This is a genomic window from Pseudomonas sp. MWU12-2037 (genome assembly GCF_023242345.1).
Lineage (GTDB): Bacteria > Pseudomonadota > Gammaproteobacteria > Pseudomonadales > Pseudomonadaceae > Aquipseudomonas > Aquipseudomonas gingeri_D.
Genome location: NZ_JALLIZ010000004.1, coordinates 248213 through 268706 on the forward strand (window position 1 = coordinate 248213; position 20494 = coordinate 268706).

Below are 20494 nucleotides of genomic sequence, written 5' to 3' on the forward strand. Positions count from 1 at the left end.
GATGCCCGCAGCAACCGCCGCAAGCCCCTGGTACAAGCACCTCTGGCCCTGGATCCTGATCGGGATCATGGCCTGCTCGGTGACCCTGACCCTGTCGATGGTGACCATTGCGGTGAAGAACCCGGACAACCTGGTCAACGACAACTACTACGAGGCCGGCAAGGGCATCAACCGTTCCCTGGACCGCGAACTGCTGGCCCAGAGCCTGAAGCTGCATGCCAGTGTGCATCTGGATGAGGTGACCGGTGAGGTCGACCTGCGCCTGCTGGGCAACAGCCAGCCGGCCAGTGTCGAGCTGAACCTGATCTCGCCGACCCAGCCGGAGAAGGACCGCAAGGTCATCCTGAACCGCAGCGCCAGCGAACCGGGGCGTTATATCGGGCAACTGGCCGACAAGATCGAAGGCCGGCGCTTTGTCGAGTTGCTGGGGGTCGAAGGCGACAAGACCTGGCGCATGTTCGAAGAGGAGCAGATCAGCCAGGACAAGGACCTGAAGCTGGGCGACGAGCCGCTGCAAGGCGCTGAAGAACAGAGCAAATAAATACGATCCCGCTTCTGTGGGAGCTGGCTTGCCGGCGATGGCGTCCGAACAGGCAATGCCAGGTTCAAGGGCCCATCGCCGGCAAGCCGGCTCCTACAGTGACCGATGGCGCCTATGACAACCCCGACACCCTGCTACCACTGCGCCCTGCCCGTCCCCTCCGGCAGTCGCTTCACCGCTGTCGTCCTGGGCGAGCCCCGCGAGTTCTGCTGTCCGGGTTGCCAGGCGGTGGCGCAGGCGATTGTTGCCGGTGGCCTGGAACACTATTACAGCCATCGCAGCGAAACCTCGACCAACCCCGAAAGCCTGCCGGTGCAACTGGTGGACGAACTGGCGCTGTACGACCGCAGCGACGTGCAAAAACCCTTTGTCCGCCATGACGGAGAACTCGCCGAAGCGACCCTGCTGATGGAGGGCATCAGTTGCGCCGCCTGCGGCTGGCTGATCGAGAAACACCTGCTCGGCCTGCCCGCCGTGGCCGAGGCGCGGCTGAACCTGTCCAATCACCGCCTGCAGGTGCGTTGGGCCGACAGCCAGTTGCCGCTCAGCCAGATCCTCGGCGAACTGCGCCATATCGGCTACGCCGCGCACCCCTATCAGGCCGACCAGGCCAGCGAACAGCTCGCCAGCGAAAACCGCAAATCCCTGCGCCAACTGGGCCTGGCCGGCCTACTGTGGTTCCAGGCGATGATGGCGACCATGGCCACCTGGCCGGAATTCAATATCGACCTCAGTCCGGAACTGCACACCATCCTGCGCTGGGTCGCATTGTTCCTGACCACACCCATCGTCTTCTACAGCTGTGCGCCGTTCTTTCGCGGTGCCTTTCGCGACCTGCGCACCCGCCATCTGACCATGGATGTCTCGGTCTCGCTGGCCATTGGCAGCGCCTACTTCGCCGGGATCTGGACCGCGATTACCGGGGTTGGCGAACTCTATTTCGACGCCGTGGGCATGTTCGCGCTGTTCCTGCTGGCCGGCCGCTACCTGGAACGCCGCGCCCGCGAACGCACCGCCGCCGCCACCGCGCAACTGGTCAACCTGCTACCCGCGTCCTGCCTGCGCCTGGGAGCCGACGGCCAGAGCGAACGCATCCTGCTCAGTGAACTGCGCCTGGGGGAGCGGGTGTTGGTGCATCCCGGCGCCGTGTTGCCGGCCGACGGGCGGATTATCGAAGGCCAGTCGAGCATCGACGAATCCCTGCTGACCGGCGAGTACCTGCCACAACCGCGCACCGTGGGGGATGCGGTCACCGCCGGCACCCTGAACGTCGAAAGCGCGCTGACCGTCGAGGTCATGGCCCTCGGCCAGGACACCCGCCTGTCCGCCATCGTCCGCCTGCTTGACCGTGCCCAGAGCGAAAAGCCGCGCCTGGCGCAGCTCGCCGACCGCGCCGCGCAGTGGTTCCTGCTGTTCTCGCTGATCGCCGCAGCGGTCATCGGCCTGATCTGGTGGCAACTGGACCCGACCCGGGCGTTCTGGATCGTGCTGGCGATGCTGGTCGCCACCTGTCCGTGCGCCTTGTCACTGGCCACCCCCACCGCCCTGACCGCCGCCACCGGCACCCTGCACAAGCTCGGCCTGCTGTTGACCCGCGGCCACGTGCTCGAGGGCCTGAACCAGATCGACACGGTGATTTTCGACAAGACCGGCACCCTCACCGAAGGCCGCCTGACCCTGCGTTCCATCCGCCCGTTGCGCGAGCTGGACAGCGAACGCTGCCTGAGCCTCGCCGCAGCCCTGGAAAACCGTTCCGAGCACCCGATTGCCCGCGCCTTCGGCCGAGCCCCGCAAGCCGCCGAAGAGGTCCACGGCACCCCCGGCCTGGGCCTTGAGGGCCGGGTCGGCGAGCAGTTGCTGCGGATCGGCCAGGCGGCGTTTGTCTGCGAACTCGGCGCCAGCCCGCTGCCGCCGACGCCGGACGAAGCCGGACAATGGCTGCTGCTGGGCGACACCGAAGGGCCACTGGCCTGGTTTGTCCTCGACGACCGCCTGCGGGACGACGCCCCCGCATTGTTGGCAGCCTGCCGGGCCCGGGGCTGGCGCACACTGCTGCTGTCCGGCGACAGCTCGCCGATGGTCGCCAGCGTCGCCGCCGAACTGGGCATCGATGAAGCCCGGGGCGGCCTCCGTCCGGACGACAAGTTGCAGGTACTGCGGGACCTGCATCGCCAGGGCCACAAGGTGCTGATGCTCGGTGACGGCGTGAATGACGTGCCGGTCCTGGCCGCCGCCGATATCAGCGTGGCCATGGGCACGGCCACCGACCTGGCCAAGACCAGCGCCGACGCGGTGCTGCTGTCCAATCGCCTGGGCGCCCTGGTACAAGCCATCGGCCTGGCCCGGCGGACCCGGCGGATCATTATCGAGAACCTGATCTGGGCCAGCCTGTACAATGGCCTGATGCTGCCGTTCGCCGCCCTCGGCTGGGTCACCCCGGTGTGGGCCGCAATCGGCATGTCCATCAGCTCGCTGACCGTGGTGCTCAATGCCTTGCGCCTGACCCGCCAGATCACGTGAAAACTACTGCGCTCGGAAATGCTGCGTTAAAAACAGGCTCGGAATGCTCATTTACAGTCAGTAAACTCCGCTTCCTCGCCTGTTTTTGTCTTTCCTTCGCTCGCTACGTTTTCACGGGATCTGGAAGTGAGAAATTATGAAAAAGCAAAGCCCGTTGCCGGCCTGAGCCGCGCGGGCATGGAGTTCCCATGCCAGCTCTCTACATCATGATCCCCGCCGCGCTGCTGATCGTGGCCATCGCCGTCTACATCTTCTTCTGGGCCGTGGACAGCGGCCAGTACGACGACCTCGAAGGTCCGGCCCACAGTATCCTGTTCGACGACCAGGACCCGAACCACACCGCAGCCGTCGAAGAAAGCAAAGCCACCCCGGACAAGCACGACAAGGCCCCACCCCATGCTTGAACTCGCGCCCCTGCTGGTCTCGGCGCTGATTCTCGGCCTGCTCGGCGGCGGTCATTGCCTGGGCATGTGCGGCGGCCTGATGGGCGCCCTGACCCTGGCGATTCCCCCGGAGCAACGCAGCCGGCGCTTTCGTCTGCTGCTGGCCTACAACCTCGGGCGAATTCTCAGCTATGCCAGCGCCGGCCTGCTGATCGGCCTCGCCGGCTGGGCCGTGGCCAGCAGCCCGGCGGCGCTGTTTCTGCGGGTGATCGCCGGCTTGCTGTTGATCAGCATGGGCCTGTACCTGGCCGGCTGGTGGAGCGGCCTGACCCGTATCGAAAGCCTGGGACGCGGCCTGTGGCGGCATATCCAGCCGCTGGCCAACCGCCTGCTGCCGGTGTCGAGCCTGCCCCGCGCCTTGCTGCTGGGCGCGCTCTGGGGCTGGCTGCCGTGCGGGCTGGTCTACAGCACCCTGCTCTGGGCAGCGAGCCAGGGCAATGCCGTCGACAGTGCGCTGCTGATGCTCGCCTTCGGCCTGGGCACCTGGCCGGTGCTGCTGGCCACCGGGCTGGCGGCGGAGCGGGTCACCGCCGTGCTGCGCAAACGCAGCGTGCGCATGAGCGGCGGCCTGCTGGTGATCCTGTTCGGCCTGTGGACCTTGCCGGGGCCACACCAGCACTGGTTGATGGGGCACTAACGGCCGTTGATTCAGGTCAAGATGGCCCGGTGGCGCAGCCCCTAGACTTCGGATATTGCAGCCAATCCGGGGGAACGCCCGCATGCTCGACGCCATTCGTTGGGACTCAGACCTGATCCACCGCTACGACATCGCGGGACCGCGCTACACCTCCTATCCCACGGCCGTACAGTTCAACAGCCAGGTCGGCACTTTCGACCTGCTCCACGCCCTGCGTGACAGCCGCAAGGCCCTGCGGCCATTGTCGCTGTACGTACACGTGCCGTTCTGCGCGAACATCTGCTACTACTGCGCCTGCAACAAGGTCATCACCAAGGACCGCGGCCGCGCCCTGCCCTACCTGCAACGCCTGGAGCAGGAAATCCAGCTGGTCGCCTGTCACCTCAACCCGGCGCAGAAAGTCGAGCAACTGCACCTGGGCGGCGGCACCCCGACCTTTCTCAATCACGACGAACTGCGACAACTGATGAGCTGCCTGCGCCAGCACTTCAACCTGCTGGACGACGATTCCGGCGACTACGGCATCGAGATCGACCCACGGGAAGCCGACTGGTCGACCATGGGCCTGCTCCGCGAACTGGGCTTCAACCGGGTCAGCATCGGCCTGCAGGACCTCGACCCGAACGTGCAACGGGCGGTCAATCGCCTGCAGAGCCTGGAAGAAACCCGGGCGATCATCGAGGCGGCGCGGACCCTGCAATTCCGTTCGATCAATATCGACCTGATCTACGGCCTGCCCAAGCAGACCCCGGACAACTTCGCCCGTACCGTCGACGAAGTGATCAACCTGCAACCCGATCGCCTGTCGGTGTTCAACTACGCCCACCTGCCCGAGCGCTTCATGCCGCAACGCCGGATCAACAGCGATGACCTGCCGGCGCCGGCCGACAAGCTGGAAATGCTCCACCGCACCATAGAGCAACTCACCGCCGCCGGTTACCGCTATATCGGCATGGACCACTTCGCCCTGCCCGACGACGAGCTGGCGATTGCCCAGGAAGAATCGACCCTGCAGCGCAATTTCCAGGGCTACACCACCCACGGCCATTGCGACCTGATCGGCCTCGGTGTCTCGGCCATCAGCCAGATCGGCGACCTCTACTGCCAGAACAGCAGTGACCTGAACCAGTACCAGAACACCCTCGCCAGTGCGCAACTGGCCACCAGCCGGGGCCTGTTGTGCAATGCCGACGACCGCCTGCGCCGGGCCGTGATCCAGCAGATCATCTGCAACTTCAGCCTGGAGTTCGCCGATATCGAGCGCCAGTTCAATATCGACTTCGGCGGTTATTTCGCCGCGCTCTGGCCACGTCTGACGGAGATGGCCGCGGACGGCCTGATCGAACTCGACAGCCAGCGCCTCACGGTCCTGCCGGCCGGGCGCCTGCTGGTGCGTTCGGTCTGCATGGTCTTCGATGCCTATCTGGAACAGCAGAACCGCCAGCGTTTCTCGCGGGTGATCTGAAGGATCGATCGGTTTACCACGGCCGGGCCCCGGACCTGCGCGGTGCCACTCACGCCAACCCAGGATCCGAGTTGGGGGGGGTCACCCAGGGCAGGGGTGCGCCATTTCGGCGCAGGCTGGCCTGAGCGCCCCTAGCTGGGTTACCCTTACGTCTTATGTGTGTTCTCCCACAAGGATTTAAGAAATGTCCGACCCAGTGAAATTGCGCACCCACAGTCAGGCCCATTGCAAGGATTGCAGCCTGGCCCCTCTCTGCCTGCCCCTTTCGCTGAATCTGGAGGACATGGATGCGCTGGACGAAATCGTCAAGCGTGGCCGACCACTGAAGAAAGGCGAGTTCCTGTTTCGCCAGGGCGACACGTTCGGCTCGGTCTATGCCGTGCGCTCCGGGGCGCTGAAGACCTTCAGCCTGAGTGACGGCGGCGAAGAACAGATCACCGGCTTTCATTTGCCGAGCGAACTGGTCGGCCTGTCGGGCATGGATACCGAGACCTATCCGGTGTCGGCCCAGGCGCTGGAAACCACTTCGGTCTGCGAGATTCCCTTCGAGCGCCTGGACGAACTGGCCCTGCAACTGCCGCAATTGCGCCGGCAGTTGATGCGGGTGATGAGCCGGGAGATTCGTGACGACCAGCAAATGATGTTGCTGCTGTCGAAAAAGACCGCCGACGAGCGCATCGCGACTTTCCTGGTCAACCTCTCGGCGCGCTTCCGTGCCCGGGGTTTCTCGGCCAACCAGTTCCGCCTGAGCATGTCGCGCAACGAGATCGGCAATTACCTGGGGCTGGCGGTGGAGACCGTCTCGCGGGTTTTTACCCGTTTTCAGAGCAATGAACTGATCGCCGCCGAAGGCAAGGAAGTGCATATCCTCGACCCGATCCAGCTCTGTGCGCTGGCGGGGGGGTCGTTGGAGGGCTGATGCGATTGTGGCGTTCTGGAGGACGCCAAGAGCTTCGCGGGCAAGCCCTGCGCCTACAGGTTTGTGCGTGCTTCAGACTTGTGTCCGACACCGCACTGTAGGAGCAGGGCTTGCCCGCGAAGAGGCCCTCAAGACCACCATATGAACCTGCCGGACTAACCCAGCACTTCGCTCAACGGAATAAAGTTGACCCAGTCACCTTCCACCAGGGTGCTCTCCTCCAACACCTCGACCAAACCCTCTGCCCACGCCGCACTACGCAGCACGCCGGAGCTCTGGTTGCGGTAGATGATCGCCCGGCCGTTTTCCAGGCGCCCGCGCAGGTATTCACGGCGATTGCCCGGCTTGGGCCAGACAAACCCGGCCGGCACCTTGAACTGCAAGGGCCGGACCTCCTGTACGCCCTGGCGACGTAACAGATAAGGTCGGGCCAACAACGCAAAGGTGACCAGGGTCGAAGCCGGATTGCCCGGCAGGCCGATCACCGGCACCCCGCGAAAATGCCCGAAGGTCAGCGGTTTGCCCGGCTTGATCGCCAGCTTCCACAGCTCCAGCTCACCGGCCTCGCGCAGGGCGATGCCAAGGAAATCGGCTTCGCCCACCGACACCCCGCCCGTGGACAGGATCAGGTCGACATCGCCCAACTGCGTCAGGCGCTGGCGGGTTGCCTCCAGGTCATCCGGCAAAATCCCGGCATCCAGCACTTCGCAACCCTGGCGCGTCAACCAGCTGCACAGCAACACGCGGTTGCTGTTGTAGATCTGCCCCGGCCCCAGCGGCTGGCCCGGCTCGATCAACTCGTCGCCGGTGGACAGCACGGCCACCCGCACCCGCCGCACCACGTTCAGCTCGGCACAGCCCAGGGACGCCGCCAAGCCCTGCTCGATCGGCCCCAAGCGGGTCCCGGCGGTGAGTACCACTTCGCCCACCGTGGTTTCCTGGCCCTGGGGCCGGATATTCTGCTCAGCCACCAGCGCTTCGATAAAGCGCACCCGCCCATCGGCGAGTACCTCGACGTTTTCCTGCATTTCCACGCAATCGGCCCCCGCCGGCACCGGGGCACCGGTAAAGATCCGCGCGCAAGTGCCCGGCAGCAAAGGCTCGGGGGCCTGCCCGGCAAAAATCCGCTGGCTGACTGGCAGCGGCTCGCCCTGCCAATCGGCCAGGCGCAGGGCGTACCCGTCCATGGCGCTGTTGGGCCAGGGCGGCAGGTCGAGACCGGAAATCAGGTCCTCGGCCAACACCCGCCCATCGGCCTGGGCCAACGGCACACGCTGCGCCTCACGGATCGGCGCCGCCTCGGCCAGCTCAAGCAGACGGGCCAGGGCGACTTCCACCGGCATCAAGGCACCGAGCTTGCCCGGCTTACCCGAGGGATTCACAAGGCGCCGCCTGTTTCAGATGGGGGACGAAGTTGCACGGGCGATGGCGCGAGTCCAGCTGCTCGGCGAGGATCCCGTCCCAGCCGGTGCGCACCGCGTTGGTCGAACCCGGCAGGCAGCAGACCAGGGTGCCGTTGGCCAGGCCGGCCAGGGCCCGGGATTGCATGGTGGAGGTGCCGATATCCGCCACGGAGATCTGCCGGAACAGTTCACCAAAGCCGTCGACTTGTTTATCCAGCAAGCAGGCCACGGCTTCCGGGGTGCTGTCGCGCCCGGTAAAACCGGTGCCGCCGGTGATCAGCACGACCTGGACCACGTCTTCGGCGATCCAGGTAGCGACCTGCGCGCGAATCCGATAGAGGTCGTCCTTGAGCAACACCCGCTCGGCCAGGCGGTGCCCGGCGGCGGTCAGACGGTCGACGAAGACCTGCCCCGAGGTGTCGGTTTCAAAGGTACGGGTGTCACTGACGGTCAAGACCGCGATGTTCAGCGGTACGAAAGGTGTATCAGCCTTGGCTTTCATAGGCTCGGTCCAGTTGTAGAGAGGAACAGCCCGGTGTTATATCACAGCCTCCCTTTTGATCGCTGCTGCCGAGACCACTGCCCATGTCCGTAAACGACTTTTCCATTCTGCTCCTGGCCGGCGGTCGCGGCCAACGCATGGGCGGCCAGGACAAAGGCCTGCTGGAGTGGCGCGGGCAACCGTTGATCGCCCATCTGCATGCCGTGGCGCGGCCGTTCACCGATGACCTGATCATCTCCTGCAACCGCAACCCGGAGCGCTATGCGGCCTATGCCGACCGGCTGGTGAGCGACGACAGCGACGATTTTCCCGGCCCCCTGGCCGGCATTCGCGCGGGCCTCGCGGCGGCACGCCATGGGCATTTGCTGGTACTGCCCTGCGATGTGCCGCAAATCGACGCCGCCTTGCTCACGGCCATACTCGAGGCCGTTCGCCGCGATCCGAGCCGGCCGCTGATGCTGCGCCAGGGCGAACACTGGGAACCGCTGTTATGTGTGATCCCCACTGCCCACGCAGGGGTCTTCGACAGCGCCTGGGCCCTGGGCGAGCGCAGTCCGCGCAAGGTCATGTTGCAACTGCGGGCCCAGGCCCTGCAGTGCCCGCCGGATGATCCCCGATTGGCCAATCTGAATACCCCGGAGCTGCTGCAATCGCCGGATCACTCGCCTGATGCCCCCTCATAAGGAACTTGCTGAGCCTATATCCGTCAGAAACTTCAATCAGTGTTGTAATCCATCGGCTCTGACATCTATTAACGCTATTCTCAAAAAACACCCTTTCCGGAGAAGTACCATGACGCAACGGACTCTTGCCGCACTCCTGCTGACAACCGCCCTGGCCGGCCTCGCCGGTTGCTCGTCGCCGACGGTGATCACCTTGAATGACGGACGTGAAATCCAGGCGGTGGACACCCCGAAATACGACGAAGACTCGGGGTTCTACGAATTCAAGCAACTGGACGGTAAAAAGACCCGCATCAACAAGGACCAGGTGCGGACCGTCAAAGAGCTGTAAGGCCTCTACGCTTTCAATACGGAGCCCGCCTTGCGCGGGCTCCGTCGTTTTTTTCCCGACGGCGGCGACGTACAGGCACAACCCGCGGGTACGGCCTATTCTATGGGAATCCCTCACTCGAGCCCATTTCTCTTCCGGTGGCTGAATCATGAAAGTCCTGATGCTGCACGGCCTTAACCACCATCTGTTCGGCAAGTGCGAGCCGATCCGCCATGCGGGCATCACCCTGGAACAGATCGACGAGCGCCTGCGCACGCTGGCCCGGGAACTGGACGTGGATGTCACCAGTTTCCAGACCAACAGCGAGGGGGCGATGTGCATCCGCATTCGCCAAGGCGCCCGCGAGCAGGTCGACGCGGTGCTGATCAATGCCGGTGCCTGGGCCCACAGCAGCTACGATATTCGCGACGCCCTGGCGCACTTGTCGGTGCCGGTGATCGAGTTGCACATGGCCAATATCAATCGCAACGAACCCTTGCACCAGCCTTCGGTGCTGGCCGAAGTGGCCCGGGGCCAGATCTGCGGTTTCGGCGTCGACAGCTACCTGCTGGGTTTGCGGGCCGCGGTGAGCGCGGCTCAGGCCCAAGCCCAGGCCTGCTACTGACGGCCGTCGGTGTCACCAGTGCAGAACGATCTCGCTCTCGAAGCGACGCTCCCGGTCGCTGATCGGATCAATGAAACGCAAGCCCTGGGCCAACAGCTTGAGAGGGTTGGCGTAGTCATCCACGGCCTCCTTGAGCACCTGTGGATAAAACGGGTCGTTGCAGATGCCCGCGCCAAGAGCCGCCATATGCACCCGCAACTGATGCTTCTTGCCCGTCACCGGATACAGCCCGTAGCGCCACAGCTCGCCATTTTTTTCAGCGACCTCGACAGCGGTTTCGGTATTGCTGATACCGTCCCCTTCGCGCATGCGGAAAAACGGCTCGCCTTCCACCAGGCGGCTTTTGTGCACCAGCGGGAACGACAGGCTCGGCAAGGCACGGGCAATCGCCTCGTAGCGCTTTTCAATCTGCCGGGTCGGAAACAGCGCCTGATAGGCCGAACGGCTCGCGGGATTGGCCGAGAACAGCACCAGGCCGGCGGTGTGCCGGTCGATCCGGTGCAACGGCACCAGGTGCGGATTGTCCAGACGGTGGATCAAGCGTCGCAACAAGGTCTGCTCGACATACTCGCCGGCCGGCGTGACCGGCAGGAAATGCGGTTTGTCCGCCACCACCAGGTGTTCATCGGCGTAGAGAATCGTCTCCCTCACCGGAATCGGCGTCTCGTTCGGCACTTCGCGAAAATAGTGGATGCGCAGGCCTTCGCGGTAAGGCAACTGCGCGCTGATGGCCACGCCCTCGGCGTCCAGCACCCGGCCGCGGGCAATGCGATCGAGCCATTGCTCGCGGCTGATCGCCTTGAAATGTTCGCACAGGCAGTCCAGCACCGTGGCCCACGAACCGGGTGGCAGGTACAAGGTGCTGGCCTGGTGCTCGGCGGCATTGAAGGGCAAGGCGGACATGACAGGACTCGAACGGCTGGGCAAGCCGGCATTATCCCGCAAGACCCCGGCAGAACCTAGGCTCGCGGTAACGCAATCGCGATGCCCGTCGCCTTGCCCGTGCCTCAGCCCGAAGCGATCTTGCTACCCAGCAGCTTTGCACCGGCCGCCTCGGTGTAGTCCTTCAGCCAGCGCAACACATCCACCGCCTCCCAGCGCCCCGGATCGTAGAGGGCATACAACAAGCCCTGGTAACCCACCACATCCAGTTGCCGGTGATAACCCGCGCGCTGGAACAGGGCTTCGATTTCCGCGAAACAGGTGTTGAAATGCAACTTGTTGAACGGTGTCTTGCCTTCCGTTACCAGCCCGTCCAGGCGCAACTCGAGTACCGCCTCGCGCACCACATCAGCGGACATGCGGTTCACGCTGGATTTCAATTGTTCGACATTGAGCATGCTTTAACCCTCTTAATCTCTCTGGATTCCGTTCCCGGGTGCGCACGTCAGGGTGGGCATCCTGTCCCAACACCGGAACGAAAACTGTATAAACATACAGTAACTGATTTTTTGATGACCCGCCAACCGATTGCCGCCTGCCGGCAGCCCTCATGATTCCCTGGGATGGACTTTTCCATAGACGTTGCCGCCGATGAACGAGCCCACCGTGCCGAGGATCACCATGGCGTAGGTCCCACCATCGATCTTTCCATACCAGGTCAACGCCGCGGTGCTTACGCCAACCACCACGGTGGCCAGGAACTTGCGACCGCCCAGTTGGTTGACCAGCAGAATGGACCTCCCTTTCATTTCATTTCCTCCCTTGCACCACTGGAACGTGCTGCCTCAAACGTCATGCAGCGACGTAAGCACAGTCGTTTTTCCAGCGCAACCGCAGGTAATTTGATGAAACAGAAGCGCCACCACCACCCGACAAGGGTGCAGCAGGCATATGACAGGAGCGAGATAGATCGCTTCAGCGTAGAAAGGCCACGACCTGCTCGACATCAAAGGGCCAGTCCAACTCGGCCCTGGTGTCCGCCCGGCGTAGCACCGGAATCCGCAAGCCATAGGCATCGAACAAGGCCTCATCGGCGGCGATATCCACCAGTTCCACCATCAGGCCGTGATCGACCAGCGGCATCAGCAGGGCTTCGGCGACTTCACAGAGATGGCAACCCAGGGTGCCGAACAGCTGGCATTCAGGAAGCATGGCAAGGGGTCCGGGACAGGATGAAGACTTATTCTAGGTCCGTCATCCGGGCCAGTCGAGCGACGACACGGCCCTCAGAGCAGGAAGCGCACACGCCGGCTGACGAGGATCAGCAATGGTGCCGCGACTAAAGCCAGGAGCAGCACTACCGCGGTCAGGGTATTGCCGTACGCCAGTCCCGCCGACAACGCCCCGTAGAGGAACAACGGATGCACATAGTAGAGCGCGGAGGACAACTTGGCGTTGAGGTTGCTGCTGGAAGCGCGGAAAAACACGAACGGCAACAGGAACAACGCCGACGTGACCAGCGGCAACGATGCCAGGAAATCGAAGTTCTGCCGGGCATCGGCCTGATGCGAGTAATTCAGCCAGGCTTCGCCCAACAGCAGGGCCAGGCCGAGCGCCAACGCCAGGCAGACCTTTCCCCGGGTAGCCCGTTCCGGCACGCCGTGACGGGCCAGGAGAAACCCCAGCGCCATGAACGGAAAGCCCATGAACAGGAAATTCCGCGCGGTGTAGTCGTTCTGGTTGAAATGCTGGAGAAAGGCGTTGGGCAGCTCGAAATAGACCCGGGCATATTGCAGCACCAGGCCGACCACAAAGGCACTCGACGCCAGCGCCAGCAGCAGGCCCGTGGGTCGATTGCGCAACAGGTAGAGGATCAGGCCGCCACCGAGCATGCCCACCAGGTACCAGAGGTGGAAGTAACCGATCACGAACTGCTTCAGTATTCCCAGCACGCCGCCGACACTGCCCAGGTCGGCGAAGCTCGCATAGATCGGGCTGTAGACCAGCATCCAGAGCAGATACAACTGCAGGCCACGCTTGAACCAGAGCGCAAACGAGTGCCCGGAGGCGAGGGTCTGCCACAGGTAGTAACCGTTGATGACAAAGAAGGTCGGCACCGCCACGCGGAACAAGCCATTGCACAGCAAGTAACCCACCGCGGTGTAGTTGCCGCCCATGAAATGGCAATGCAACACCACGACAAATATCGCCAGCAGGACTTTCAAGGCATCCAGATTGCCGTTGAGGACTTTAGCCATCCTCATTTGCCGTCCGGCAACGGATCGGACGCTTTGTGGGAGGAGACGGTCCGAAACCGTCGCTTGCAGTAGCTTGTCGCCCGATCGAGCACCGGTTTTTCAAAAAACGAGTAGCCGACCCAGCCGTAACCCCAGACCGCGAGCATCATCAGGACCAGGAACACCAGATTGTCCTCGATATGGGTCGGCCAGTTGCCGATGATCTGCCAGGCCCGGCCCACGACGCCGAGCACCAGCAAGTGCGAGAGATAGATGGTGTAGGACATATCACCGGTGAAGACCAGAAAGCGTGGGCAACGGATCAACTGGCGCCGCTCCAGCAAGGCCAGCGACAGTGTCAGGGCGCCGAATACCAGCCCCACCCACAGCATCCTCGGCAAGCCCTCGGTAGAGAACAGTTCATAGTGCCCGATCAAGGCAAAACCCGGCACCAGCGCCGTCGCCAGGACCAGCCAGAGCACGGCGTTCGGTACTTTTGCACTGTGCCGACCATAGAAGAACAGCGCCGCCGCGCTGCCGATAATGAATTCCAGTGCATAGGGGTGCAGGATAATCTTCAGGGCCGAGGAATAGTCGCGCCAGGAGTCCAACAGGTTGAACGCCACCAGCGCCACCGCCCAGGCCAGCAGCAACAGCGGCAAGCCACGCTCGCGAAACCCCAGCAGCAGGCTGAACACCAGGTAGAACCACAACTCGAACACTAGCGACCAGGCCACCATCACCAGCAATACCCGATCATTGGGCAGCAGCAGGAACGACAGCCACAGGTTGGAACCGCCGTGGGAGCTGTTGACCAGCATCGGCTGGACCAGATAGACCGCCAGGGTGATAAAGAAGTAGAGCCAGTAGTTGGGGTAGATCCGCGAGACCCGGTTGAACAGAAAACGCTGGGCCTGGACCCGATCCTGGAAGCGGCCGCGGGTGACGATCACCATGACGAAGCCGCTGATGACAAAAAACAGGTCGACACCCAGCTGGAAAAAATCCACCCACGCCGGCAGCAAGGTATCGCCGCCGGAGTACTTGTGCTCGACCGCCGCCATGTGGAACAAGACCACGCCCAGCACTGCCGCGCCCCTCAAGCCTTGCAGTGAATACAGACGCTCCATAGACCTCTCCGCTCGACGGGAACCTGGCCACACGCCCCCCCTGATCTGGGGTTGATCATAGCGAACCGAGTCGGATTAGTCCTGACTCACCGCACCGATCTTGTGGATCGACAGATCGGCCCCGTAGTACTCCTCTTCCTGGCTCAAGCGTAGGCCATGCACGGCCTTGATCGCGCCGTACACGGCAAAGCCACCGATCAGGGCCACCACCACCCCCAAGCCGGTGCCGATCAACTGGCTGACCAGGCTGACGCCACCCAGGCCGCCCAACGCCTGCTGGCCGAAGATCCCACAGGCAATCCCGCCCCAGACCCCACACAGGCCATGCAACGGCCAGACGCCAAGCACATCGTCGATCTTCCACTGGCTCTGGGCCGCGATAAAACACCAGACGAACAAGCCGCCCGCCACCACGCCGGTCACCAGCGCGCCCACCGGGTGCATCAGGTCGGAACCGGCACAGATCGCCACCAGCCCGGCCAGGGGGCCGTTGTGCAGGAAACCCGGATCGTTGCGGCCGATGATCAGCGCCGCCACCGTGCCGCCGACCATCGCCATCAACGAATTGACCGCCACCAGCCCACTCACCCCTTGCAGGGTCTGCGCGCTCATGACGTTGAAGCCGAACCAGCCGACGATCAGGATCCACGACCCCAGGGCCAGGAACGGAATGCTCGACGGTGCGAACGCCACCAACCGCCCCTCGCGGTAGCGCCCCTGACGCGGCCCCAGCAAGAGCACCGCCGCCAGCGCCAGCCAGCCACCCATGGCGTGCACCACCACGGAGCCGGCGAAGTCATGGAAGCTGGCGCCAAAGCGCGCCAGCAGCCAGGCTTGCAGGCCGAAGTTACCGTTCCAGACCAGGCCTTCGAAAAACGGGTAGACAAAGGCTACGATCAGGGCGGTGGCGCACAACTGCGGGGCAAACCGCGCACGCTCGGCAATCCCGCCGGAAATGATCGCCGGAATCGCCGCCGCGAAGGTCAGCAGGAAAAAGAACTTCACCAGGCCATAGCCGTGGTCGCCGCTGATTTGCGCCGCCGGCTGTAAAAAGCTCACACCGTAGGAAATCCAGTAACCTATAAAGAAATAGGCCAGGGTCGAAATCGCGAAGTCGCTGAGGATTTTCGACAAGGCATTGACCTGGTTCTTTTGCCGAACGGTGCCGACCTCGAGAAAGGCGAAACCGGCGTGCATGGCCAGGACCATGACCGCCCCGAGCAGAATGAACAGGGTGTTGGAACCGTGGACCAGAGTGTCCACAGCGCTTTGCAAATTTTCCATGGAGACGGCAGACCTGAAGTCAGGGAAAAGCACCAAAGCAGTTCAATTACTACGCATTTCGCACCAGATTGGCGCCACCCCGAGCCGAGAGCGAACCGCTTTGGCGCAGGACGAAACACGCAGCGCGAGGAACCCTCGGGTTTTTTCCGCGTTTTTTGATTATTTGAGGTATGGTTTTCGCAGGCCAGGGCCCTAGCGCGCCCAAATACAGCGCACATGCCCGGCACAACGCACCAGCACAAAGCAAAAGCTGTACCAGCCGATCGCAGTGAACCTTCAGCCCGGGTCCACACTCGAAACCTGCACAGACTTTTCACGGACGCTTTTTCATAGATAGCTTTTCACGGAGAACATAATGGCTCGCAAAACGGCACAGACGGCTCAAGAGATACTGATGGCGGATTTCCAGACCCTGGTCAGCGACACCGAGCGCCTGCTCGAGCACACCGCCAGTCTCGCCGGCGACCAGGCCGATGAGCTGCGCACGCAGATTCACGAAAGCCTGCTCAAGGCCCGCGAAACCCTGCAACTGACCGAAGCCTCCCTGCGCGATCGCGGCCAGGCGGCGGTCGACGCGACCGAAGCCTATGTCCAGGCCAAACCTTGGCAGTCCATCGGGATTGCCGCCGGTATCGGCTTTATCGTCGGCCTGCTGGCGACGCGGCGCTGATATGGCCGGGGATGAATCGAGCGGCAGCGGCGCCTCGAGTCGCCGCCTGGGTGCGGCGCTCCTCGGCCTGTTGCACAGCCATGTTGAATTGTTCGGCATCGAGCTCCAGGAGCAGAAGGCCCGGACCGTCAGCCTGTTGCTGTTCGCCGGGCTGACCCTGGTGTTCGGCCTGTTGCTGCTAGTGGGGCTGTCGGCGCTGGTACTGATCCTGCTCTGGGACACCGCGCGCCTGGCCGGGATCATCGGCCTTTGCGTGTTTTACTGCATGGCCGCGCTGTTCTGCGCCCTGCGCCTGAAAGCGGCGATCTTCGATGAGTCGTCGCCCTTCCATGCCACCCTTGAAGAGTTGGCCAACGACCGCGAGCGACTGCTGCCATGAGCCTGCCCGACCTGACGCACCTCCATACCCGGCGTGATATGCGCAAGGCGCTGATCCGCCTGCGCATGGAAATGCATCGCCAGGAAATCCGCCATGAGTCCCGGGAACTGCTGCAACCCTTGCAGCGCATGCGTGGCCTGGGCCAGAACTGGCAGGCCAACCTCGGCCTCAAGCACGCGCCCCTGTGGGGAATCGGCATCGTCACGCTGCTGGGTTTCATGAGCGGCAGGGGCGCCAAGGGCGGCGGCGTCGACAGCCTGTCGCGCTGGGCGCGCCTGGGGGCCAGCCTGTTGCCGCTGATTCGGCTGGCGCTGCGGGGCACCGCGTCCAAACCCTGACGTCAGAAAAGCTGGCTGCATTCTTGCAGTAGCCATCGGGTTGAGCGCGAACCTTCGGGCTCGCGCTCAATCTGCCTTGCCCGCCGCAGCCAGACCTATAAGACCCAGCCCAAGGAGGCACCGTGATCGACGGGCAACCGCTCGCCTGCTTTCAGCCGTTCATCGATACCGCCACCGGCCGTATCGCCGGTGTCGAGGCCCTTGGCCGACTGCGCCAGGACAATGGACAACTGACCTCCGTGGGCCCCCTGTTCGCCGATCCGCGAACCCCCTCCGCCGCACTGCGACGCCTGGACCGGCAGATCCGGGACAACGCCCTCAGCCGGCTGCATGAAGCGCCCCCGGACTGGTTCCTGAGCCTGAACATGTCGCCGCGCTGGATCAGCCGCCTGAGCAATGGCCAGGCCCTGCCGAGCCTCAAGCAACTGGCGCAGTACGCTGTCGACCCACGGCGCATCGTCTTCGAAATCACCGAACTGGGGGGCGACAGCCTGCGCCTGGCGGAAGTGGTCAAGCGCTATCGAGAGGCCGGCGCACGGATTGCCATCGACGATTTCGGCGCCGGGTATTCCCAACTCGATCGCGTGCTGGCCTTGCAGCCGGACATTCTCAAGCTCGATATGCGCCTGTTCCAGGCCGCGGCGCGCGGCGGTCCCAGCAGCGAAGTGGTCAAGGCCCTGGCGCAAATGGCGGAAAAGACCGGCTGCTGGATCATCGCCGAAGGCGTGGAAACCGAGGCCGAGCTGAATTTCGCCCTGGAATGCGGCTCGCGTTACGTCCAGGGTTATCTGTTCGCCAAGGCCGAACTGGACTTCTTTGCCACCGATGCCTTTGTCGCCCGCTTCGCCGAACTGCGCGAGCGTTATGTGCAGCAGAAGCTGGCCGAGCGCGCGCGCCTGATGAACCTGCGCCAGCAACTGGGCGGGCTCATGGCCACACTGCAGAGCTGGGCCCAGGGCCAGGCACCGCTCAGCCAGTTGCCACGGCCCGACGGTTACCCCTGGCTGCTGCGTTTCTACCAGTGCGATCGCCACGGCACCCAGCTCACGCCCAATCTGGAATGGCGCCACAATGCCTGGCAGGCCGACAGCAGCTACCTGGGCCACAACTGGTCCTGGCGGCCCTACTTCTATCACCTGCTGGCCGAAGGCTGGGACGAGCGCCGTCTGATCCTTTCCAGCACCTATCGCGACGCCACCAGCAACCAGTATTGCCTGACCGCCGGGCAATTCTTCGGCAACGGCCAGCGGCTGCTGCTGATCGACATCGACGCCGCCGGCCTATAAGGTTTGCCTGCACAGGTTTACTTGCACAGTTTTGCTTGCAGGCCAGCACACTAAACGGGAAGCTGGGGCATCAGTCACCGACGGAGAGCCCCGCCTTGGATTGGCACACCCTGCTTACCCGCGAACGTCTCGGGAAATCGCTGCACAGCCCTGAAGAACTGGGCCGCAGCCCCTTCCACAAAGACCACGACCGCATCATCTTCTCCGGAGCCTTCCGGCGCCTGGGGCGCAAGACCCAGGTCCACCCGGTGACCAGCAACGACCATATCCACACCCGCCTGACCCACTCGCTGGAAGTCAGTTGTGTCGGTCGCTCCCTGGGTATGCGCGTCGGTGAAACCCTGCGCGATGCCCTGCCCGACTGGTGCGAACCGAGCGACCTGGGCATGGTCGTGCAATCGGCCTGCCTGGCCCATGACATCGGCAACCCGCCGTTCGGCCATTCCGGCGAGGACGCCATTCGCCACTGGTTCCAGCAGGCGGCCGGGCGCGGCTGGCTGGACGGCATGAGCGTGGCCGAAGGCAATGACTTCCTCAATTTCGAAGGCAACGCCCAGGGCTTCCGGGTCCTGACCCAGCTGGAATATCACCAGTTCGAAGGCGGCACCCGCCTGACCTACGCCACCCTCGGCACCTACCTCAAGTACCCGTGGACGGCGCGCCACGCCGATTCCCTGGGCTACAAGAAACACAAGTTCGGCTGCTACCAGAGCGAACTGCCGATCCTCGAGCAGATCGCCCACAAGCTCGGCCTGCCACAGTTGGAGGAACAACGCTGGGCGCGCCACCCGCTGGTCTACCTGATGGAGGCCGCCGACGATATCTGCTACGCCCTGATCGACCTGGAAGACGGCCTGGAAATGGACCTGCTCGAGTATGCCGAGGTCGAGTCCCTGTTGCTCGGCCTGGTGGGCGACGACCTGCCGGAAACCTATCGGCAACTCGGGCCGCAGGACTCCCGTCGACGCAAGCTGGCGATCCTGCGCGGCAAGGCCATCGAACACTTGACCAACGCCGCGGCCAGGGCCTTCGTCGAGCAACAGGACGCACTGCTGGCCGGGACCCTGCCTGGGGATCTGGTCGAGCATATGCATGGCCCGGCCAAACGCTGCGTGCTCAACGCCAAGGACATCGCCCGCAAGAAAATCTTCCAGGACAAGCGCAAGACCCTCCACGAGATCGGCGCCTACACCACCCTGGAAATCCTCTTGAACGCCTTCTGTGGCGCGGCCCTGGAACAACACGGCGGACGCACGCCGTCGTTCAAGCATCGGCGCATCCTCGACCTGCTCGGCAACAGCGCCCCCCGGCCCGAGTGGCCGCTGCACAGCTCGTTCCTGCGGGTGATCGACTTCATCGCCGGCATGACCGACAGCTACGCCAGTGAAATGGCCCGGGAAATGACCGGTCGCTCCAGCCCGGTATAAACCCCAGCCGCCCGCCCCTGATCAGGGCGGGCTGTCTAGCGAGATAAAACCTACATCGGCGAGAGAATGAACTGATTGATCATGGTTTCGACCCACTGAAATAATTGCTTTCCTCTTATGTCTGCCGCCCACACTCAAGCTGACCTGCCATTCAACAAGCGCCCGATTCCAGGCATATTTTCCTACACAGCGCCTATCTATGTAGCCTTGTCCCGAGCCGACAGGTCGCCCGGAAAACACCATGCCCAAACACAACTTACGCGTGTTGCTGGTAGAGGATCACCCCTTTCAACTGGCCGCCACCCAGAGCCTGCTCAACAGCTATGGCTTCCACGCCCTGACGCCGACGCTCAACGCCCGGGAAGCCATGAGTGCATTGAACTCGGCGCACGCCCCGTTCGACCTGATGTTGTGCGACCAGTGCCTGCCGGACGTCCTCGGGCTGGACCTGATCGAAACCGCCTGCCGCAGCGGCATGATCAAACAGGCGATCCTGCTCAGCAGCCTCAGCAGCGAAGAACTCGCGGCCCTCAGCGCCCTCGCGCTGGAGCGACGGCTGCCCTTGCTCGGCTGCCTGAGCAAACCGCTGAACGGCCCGGACCTGCAGAGCGCCCTGGGCCTGGATCGCTACCCGCATGAGGTACGCGGCCCTGCCGAGCCCTAGCCATCGCCGAGCCTCATCCCGGCGCGCCGACGTGACCTGCCCCCCTGCCCCGACTCCGCCCCGGGGGCGGCAATGGCAAAAACATGCCTACCAGCAAGTAGGACATTTCCCAAAACATTATAAGAATTTATAAAGCATCAACCATTCCG

At 63.5% G+C, this 20494-nt stretch carries 24 protein-coding genes; 15 read left to right on the top strand and 9 right to left on the bottom strand.

The features are described 5' to 3' along the window. The first annotated feature begins 1 nt into the window (after position 1). From M5B42_RS09105 to fnr, 6 genes are all read left to right on the top strand, one after another. On the top strand, positions 2–541 hold the full coding sequence (locus M5B42_RS09105) for a FixH family protein (protein ID WP_103499332.1): 540 nt from the start codon (positions 2–4) through the stop codon (positions 539–541). A gap of 114 nt (positions 542–655) precedes the next feature. Beyond that, positions 656–3061, top strand: coding sequence for a heavy metal translocating P-type ATPase (locus M5B42_RS09110; protein ID WP_248745617.1), 2406 nt, complete (start codon positions 656–658; stop codon positions 3059–3061). 188 nt (positions 3062–3249) lie between these two features. After that, positions 3250–3465, top strand: coding sequence for a cbb3-type cytochrome oxidase assembly protein CcoS (gene ccoS, locus M5B42_RS09115; RefSeq protein WP_103499330.1), 216 nt, complete (start codon positions 3250–3252; stop codon positions 3463–3465). Then, the gene (locus M5B42_RS09120) at positions 3458–4141 is read left to right on the top strand and encodes a sulfite exporter TauE/SafE family protein (RefSeq protein WP_100940583.1); all 684 of its coding nucleotides are present in this window, start codon (positions 3458–3460) and stop codon (positions 4139–4141) included. The genes ccoS and M5B42_RS09120 overlap by 8 nt, the downstream gene beginning before the upstream one ends. Positions 4142–4223: 82 nt before the next feature. Then, entirely contained in the window at positions 4224–5606 is a 1383-nt protein-coding gene (hemN, locus tag M5B42_RS09125; protein ID WP_103499329.1) for an oxygen-independent coproporphyrinogen III oxidase, read from the top strand. A 184-nt stretch (positions 5607–5790) separates the two neighbouring features. Next, on the top strand, positions 5791–6525 hold the full coding sequence (gene fnr, locus M5B42_RS09130) for a fumarate/nitrate reduction transcriptional regulator Fnr (protein WP_103499328.1): 735 nt from the start codon (positions 5791–5793) through the stop codon (positions 6523–6525). A 155-nt stretch (positions 6526–6680) separates the two neighbouring features. Here the strand turns inward: fnr and glp are convergent, their stop codons facing one another. Together glp and moaB are read right to left on the bottom strand one after the other, a co-directional pair. Then, positions 6681–7868 carry a gephyrin-like molybdotransferase Glp gene (gene glp / locus M5B42_RS09135; protein ID WP_248745731.1) on the bottom strand — a complete coding sequence of 396 codons (1188 nt, stop codon included), beginning with the start codon at positions 7866–7868 and terminating at the stop codon, positions 6681–6683. A 22-nt stretch (positions 7869–7890) separates the two neighbouring features. Further along, positions 7891–8430 carry a molybdenum cofactor biosynthesis protein B gene (gene moaB, locus M5B42_RS09140; RefSeq protein ID WP_248745618.1) on the bottom strand — a complete coding sequence of 180 codons (540 nt, stop codon included), beginning with the start codon at positions 8428–8430 and terminating at the stop codon, positions 7891–7893. 83 nt (positions 8431–8513) lie between these two features. On the opposite strand from moaB, the gene mobA reads away from it, so the two are divergent. The 3 genes from mobA (at position 8514) to M5B42_RS09155 (ending at position 10048) form a co-directional block, all read left to right on the top strand. Continuing rightward, entirely contained in the window at positions 8514–9113 is a 600-nt protein-coding gene (mobA, locus tag M5B42_RS09145) for a molybdenum cofactor guanylyltransferase MobA (RefSeq protein WP_248745619.1), read from the top strand. A 109-nt stretch (positions 9114–9222) separates the two neighbouring features. Next, positions 9223–9444, top strand: a complete 222-nt coding sequence (locus M5B42_RS09150) for a YgdI/YgdR family lipoprotein (protein ID WP_103499324.1) — start codon at positions 9223–9225, stop codon at positions 9442–9444. Between the two features lie 148 nt (positions 9445–9592). Continuing rightward, entirely contained in the window at positions 9593–10048 is a 456-nt protein-coding gene (locus M5B42_RS09155; protein WP_177103006.1) for a type II 3-dehydroquinate dehydratase, read from the top strand. Between the two features lie 12 nt (positions 10049–10060). On the opposite strand, the gene M5B42_RS09160 is transcribed toward M5B42_RS09155, so the two are convergent. The 7 genes from M5B42_RS09160 to M5B42_RS09190 form a co-directional block, all read right to left on the bottom strand. Beyond that, positions 10061–10951, bottom strand: a complete 891-nt coding sequence (locus tag M5B42_RS09160; protein ID WP_248745620.1) for a pseudouridine synthase — start codon at positions 10949–10951, stop codon at positions 10061–10063. A gap of 104 nt (positions 10952–11055) precedes the next feature. Next, complete coding sequence (locus tag M5B42_RS09165) at positions 11056–11388, bottom strand: transcriptional regulator (protein ID WP_100940592.1); 333 nt, start codon at positions 11386–11388, stop codon at positions 11056–11058. 150 nt (positions 11389–11538) lie between these two features. After that, positions 11539–11739 (bottom strand): hypothetical protein, encoded by a 201-nt coding sequence (locus tag M5B42_RS09170; protein ID WP_100940593.1) that lies wholly within the window; start codon positions 11737–11739, stop codon positions 11539–11541. A 166-nt stretch (positions 11740–11905) separates the two neighbouring features. Next, positions 11906–12142 (bottom strand): glutaredoxin family protein, encoded by a 237-nt coding sequence (locus M5B42_RS09175; protein WP_103499321.1) that lies wholly within the window; start codon positions 12140–12142, stop codon positions 11906–11908. 74 nt (positions 12143–12216) lie between these two features. Next, complete coding sequence (locus M5B42_RS09180; protein WP_248745621.1) at positions 12217–13188, bottom strand: acyltransferase family protein; 972 nt, start codon at positions 13186–13188, stop codon at positions 12217–12219. A 2-nt stretch (positions 13189–13190) separates the two neighbouring features. After that, the gene (locus M5B42_RS09185; RefSeq protein WP_103499319.1) at positions 13191–14297 is read right to left on the bottom strand and encodes an acyltransferase; all 1107 of its coding nucleotides are present in this window, start codon (positions 14295–14297) and stop codon (positions 13191–13193) included. A gap of 75 nt (positions 14298–14372) precedes the next feature. Continuing rightward, entirely contained in the window at positions 14373–15581 is a 1209-nt protein-coding gene (locus tag M5B42_RS09190) for an ammonium transporter (protein ID WP_103499318.1), read from the bottom strand. Between the two features lie 355 nt (positions 15582–15936). On the opposite strand from M5B42_RS09190, the gene M5B42_RS09195 reads away from it, so the two are divergent. From M5B42_RS09195 to M5B42_RS09220, 6 genes are all read left to right on the top strand, one after another. After that, positions 15937–16251, top strand: coding sequence for a DUF883 family protein (locus M5B42_RS09195; protein ID WP_103499317.1), 315 nt, complete (start codon positions 15937–15939; stop codon positions 16249–16251). 1 nt (position 16252) lies between these two features. After that, positions 16253–16630, top strand: a complete 378-nt coding sequence (locus M5B42_RS09200) for a phage holin family protein (RefSeq protein WP_248745622.1) — start codon at positions 16253–16255, stop codon at positions 16628–16630. Further along, positions 16627–16968 carry a hypothetical protein gene (locus M5B42_RS09205; RefSeq protein ID WP_177103000.1) on the top strand — a complete coding sequence of 114 codons (342 nt, stop codon included), beginning with the start codon at positions 16627–16629 and terminating at the stop codon, positions 16966–16968. Before M5B42_RS09200 ends, M5B42_RS09205 begins: the two co-directional genes overlap by 4 nt. Positions 16969–17090: 122 nt before the next feature. Next, the gene (locus M5B42_RS09210; protein WP_103499314.1) at positions 17091–18254 is read left to right on the top strand and encodes an EAL domain-containing protein; all 1164 of its coding nucleotides are present in this window, start codon (positions 17091–17093) and stop codon (positions 18252–18254) included. Between the two features lie 95 nt (positions 18255–18349). Beyond that, positions 18350–19681, top strand: a complete 1332-nt coding sequence (locus M5B42_RS09215; protein WP_103499313.1) for a deoxyguanosinetriphosphate triphosphohydrolase — start codon at positions 18350–18352, stop codon at positions 19679–19681. Positions 19682–19922: 241 nt separating this feature from the next. After that, positions 19923–20345 carry a response regulator gene (locus M5B42_RS09220; protein ID WP_248745623.1) on the top strand — a complete coding sequence of 141 codons (423 nt, stop codon included), beginning with the start codon at positions 19923–19925 and terminating at the stop codon, positions 20343–20345. Positions 20346–20494: the final 149 nt, after the last annotated feature.

Bases quoted from the DNA above. Each gene is read 5' to 3' on its own strand.
- M5B42_RS09220 (WP_248745623.1), top strand. From the start codon at position 19,923: ATGCCCAAACACAACTTACGCGTGTTGCTGGTAGAGGATCACCCCTTT.
- M5B42_RS09185 (WP_103499319.1), bottom strand. From the start codon at position 14,297: ATGGAGCGTCTGTATTCACTGCAAGGCTTGAGGGGCGCGGCAGTGCTG.
- moaB (WP_248745618.1), bottom strand. From the start codon at position 8,430: ATGAAAGCCAAGGCTGATACACCTTTCGTACCGCTGAACATCGCGGTC.
- glp (WP_248745731.1), bottom strand. From the start codon at position 7,868: ATGCCGGTGGAAGTCGCCCTGGCCCGTCTGCTTGAGCTGGCCGAGGCG.
- M5B42_RS09150 (WP_103499324.1), top strand. From the start codon at position 9,223: ATGACGCAACGGACTCTTGCCGCACTCCTGCTGACAACCGCCCTGGCC.
- ccoS (WP_103499330.1), top strand. From the start codon at position 3,250: ATGCCAGCTCTCTACATCATGATCCCCGCCGCGCTGCTGATCGTGGCC.
- M5B42_RS09190 (WP_103499318.1), bottom strand. From the start codon at position 15,581: ATGGAAAATTTGCAAAGCGCTGTGGACACTCTGGTCCACGGTTCCAAC.
- mobA (WP_248745619.1), top strand. From the start codon at position 8,514: ATGTCCGTAAACGACTTTTCCATTCTGCTCCTGGCCGGCGGTCGCGGC.
- hemN (WP_103499329.1), top strand. From the start codon at position 4,224: ATGCTCGACGCCATTCGTTGGGACTCAGACCTGATCCACCGCTACGAC.
- M5B42_RS09175 (WP_103499321.1), bottom strand. From the start codon at position 12,142: ATGCTTCCTGAATGCCAGCTGTTCGGCACCCTGGGTTGCCATCTCTGT.
- M5B42_RS09205 (WP_177103000.1), top strand. From the start codon at position 16,627: ATGAGCCTGCCCGACCTGACGCACCTCCATACCCGGCGTGATATGCGC.
- M5B42_RS09200 (WP_248745622.1), top strand. From the start codon at position 16,253: ATGGCCGGGGATGAATCGAGCGGCAGCGGCGCCTCGAGTCGCCGCCTG.
- M5B42_RS09120 (WP_100940583.1), top strand. From the start codon at position 3,458: ATGCTTGAACTCGCGCCCCTGCTGGTCTCGGCGCTGATTCTCGGCCTG.
- M5B42_RS09165 (WP_100940592.1), bottom strand. From the start codon at position 11,388: ATGCTCAATGTCGAACAATTGAAATCCAGCGTGAACCGCATGTCCGCT.
- fnr (WP_103499328.1), top strand. From the start codon at position 5,791: ATGTCCGACCCAGTGAAATTGCGCACCCACAGTCAGGCCCATTGCAAG.
- M5B42_RS09195 (WP_103499317.1), top strand. From the start codon at position 15,937: ATGGCTCGCAAAACGGCACAGACGGCTCAAGAGATACTGATGGCGGAT.
- M5B42_RS09160 (WP_248745620.1), bottom strand. From the start codon at position 10,951: ATGTCCGCCTTGCCCTTCAATGCCGCCGAGCACCAGGCCAGCACCTTG.
- M5B42_RS09110 (WP_248745617.1), top strand. From the start codon at position 656: ATGACAACCCCGACACCCTGCTACCACTGCGCCCTGCCCGTCCCCTCC.
- M5B42_RS09180 (WP_248745621.1), bottom strand. From the start codon at position 13,188: ATGGCTAAAGTCCTCAACGGCAATCTGGATGCCTTGAAAGTCCTGCTG.
- M5B42_RS09155 (WP_177103006.1), top strand. From the start codon at position 9,593: ATGAAAGTCCTGATGCTGCACGGCCTTAACCACCATCTGTTCGGCAAG.
- M5B42_RS09170 (WP_100940593.1), bottom strand. From the start codon at position 11,739: ATGAAAGGGAGGTCCATTCTGCTGGTCAACCAACTGGGCGGTCGCAAG.
- M5B42_RS09105 (WP_103499332.1), top strand. From the start codon at position 2: ATGCCCGCAGCAACCGCCGCAAGCCCCTGGTACAAGCACCTCTGGCCC.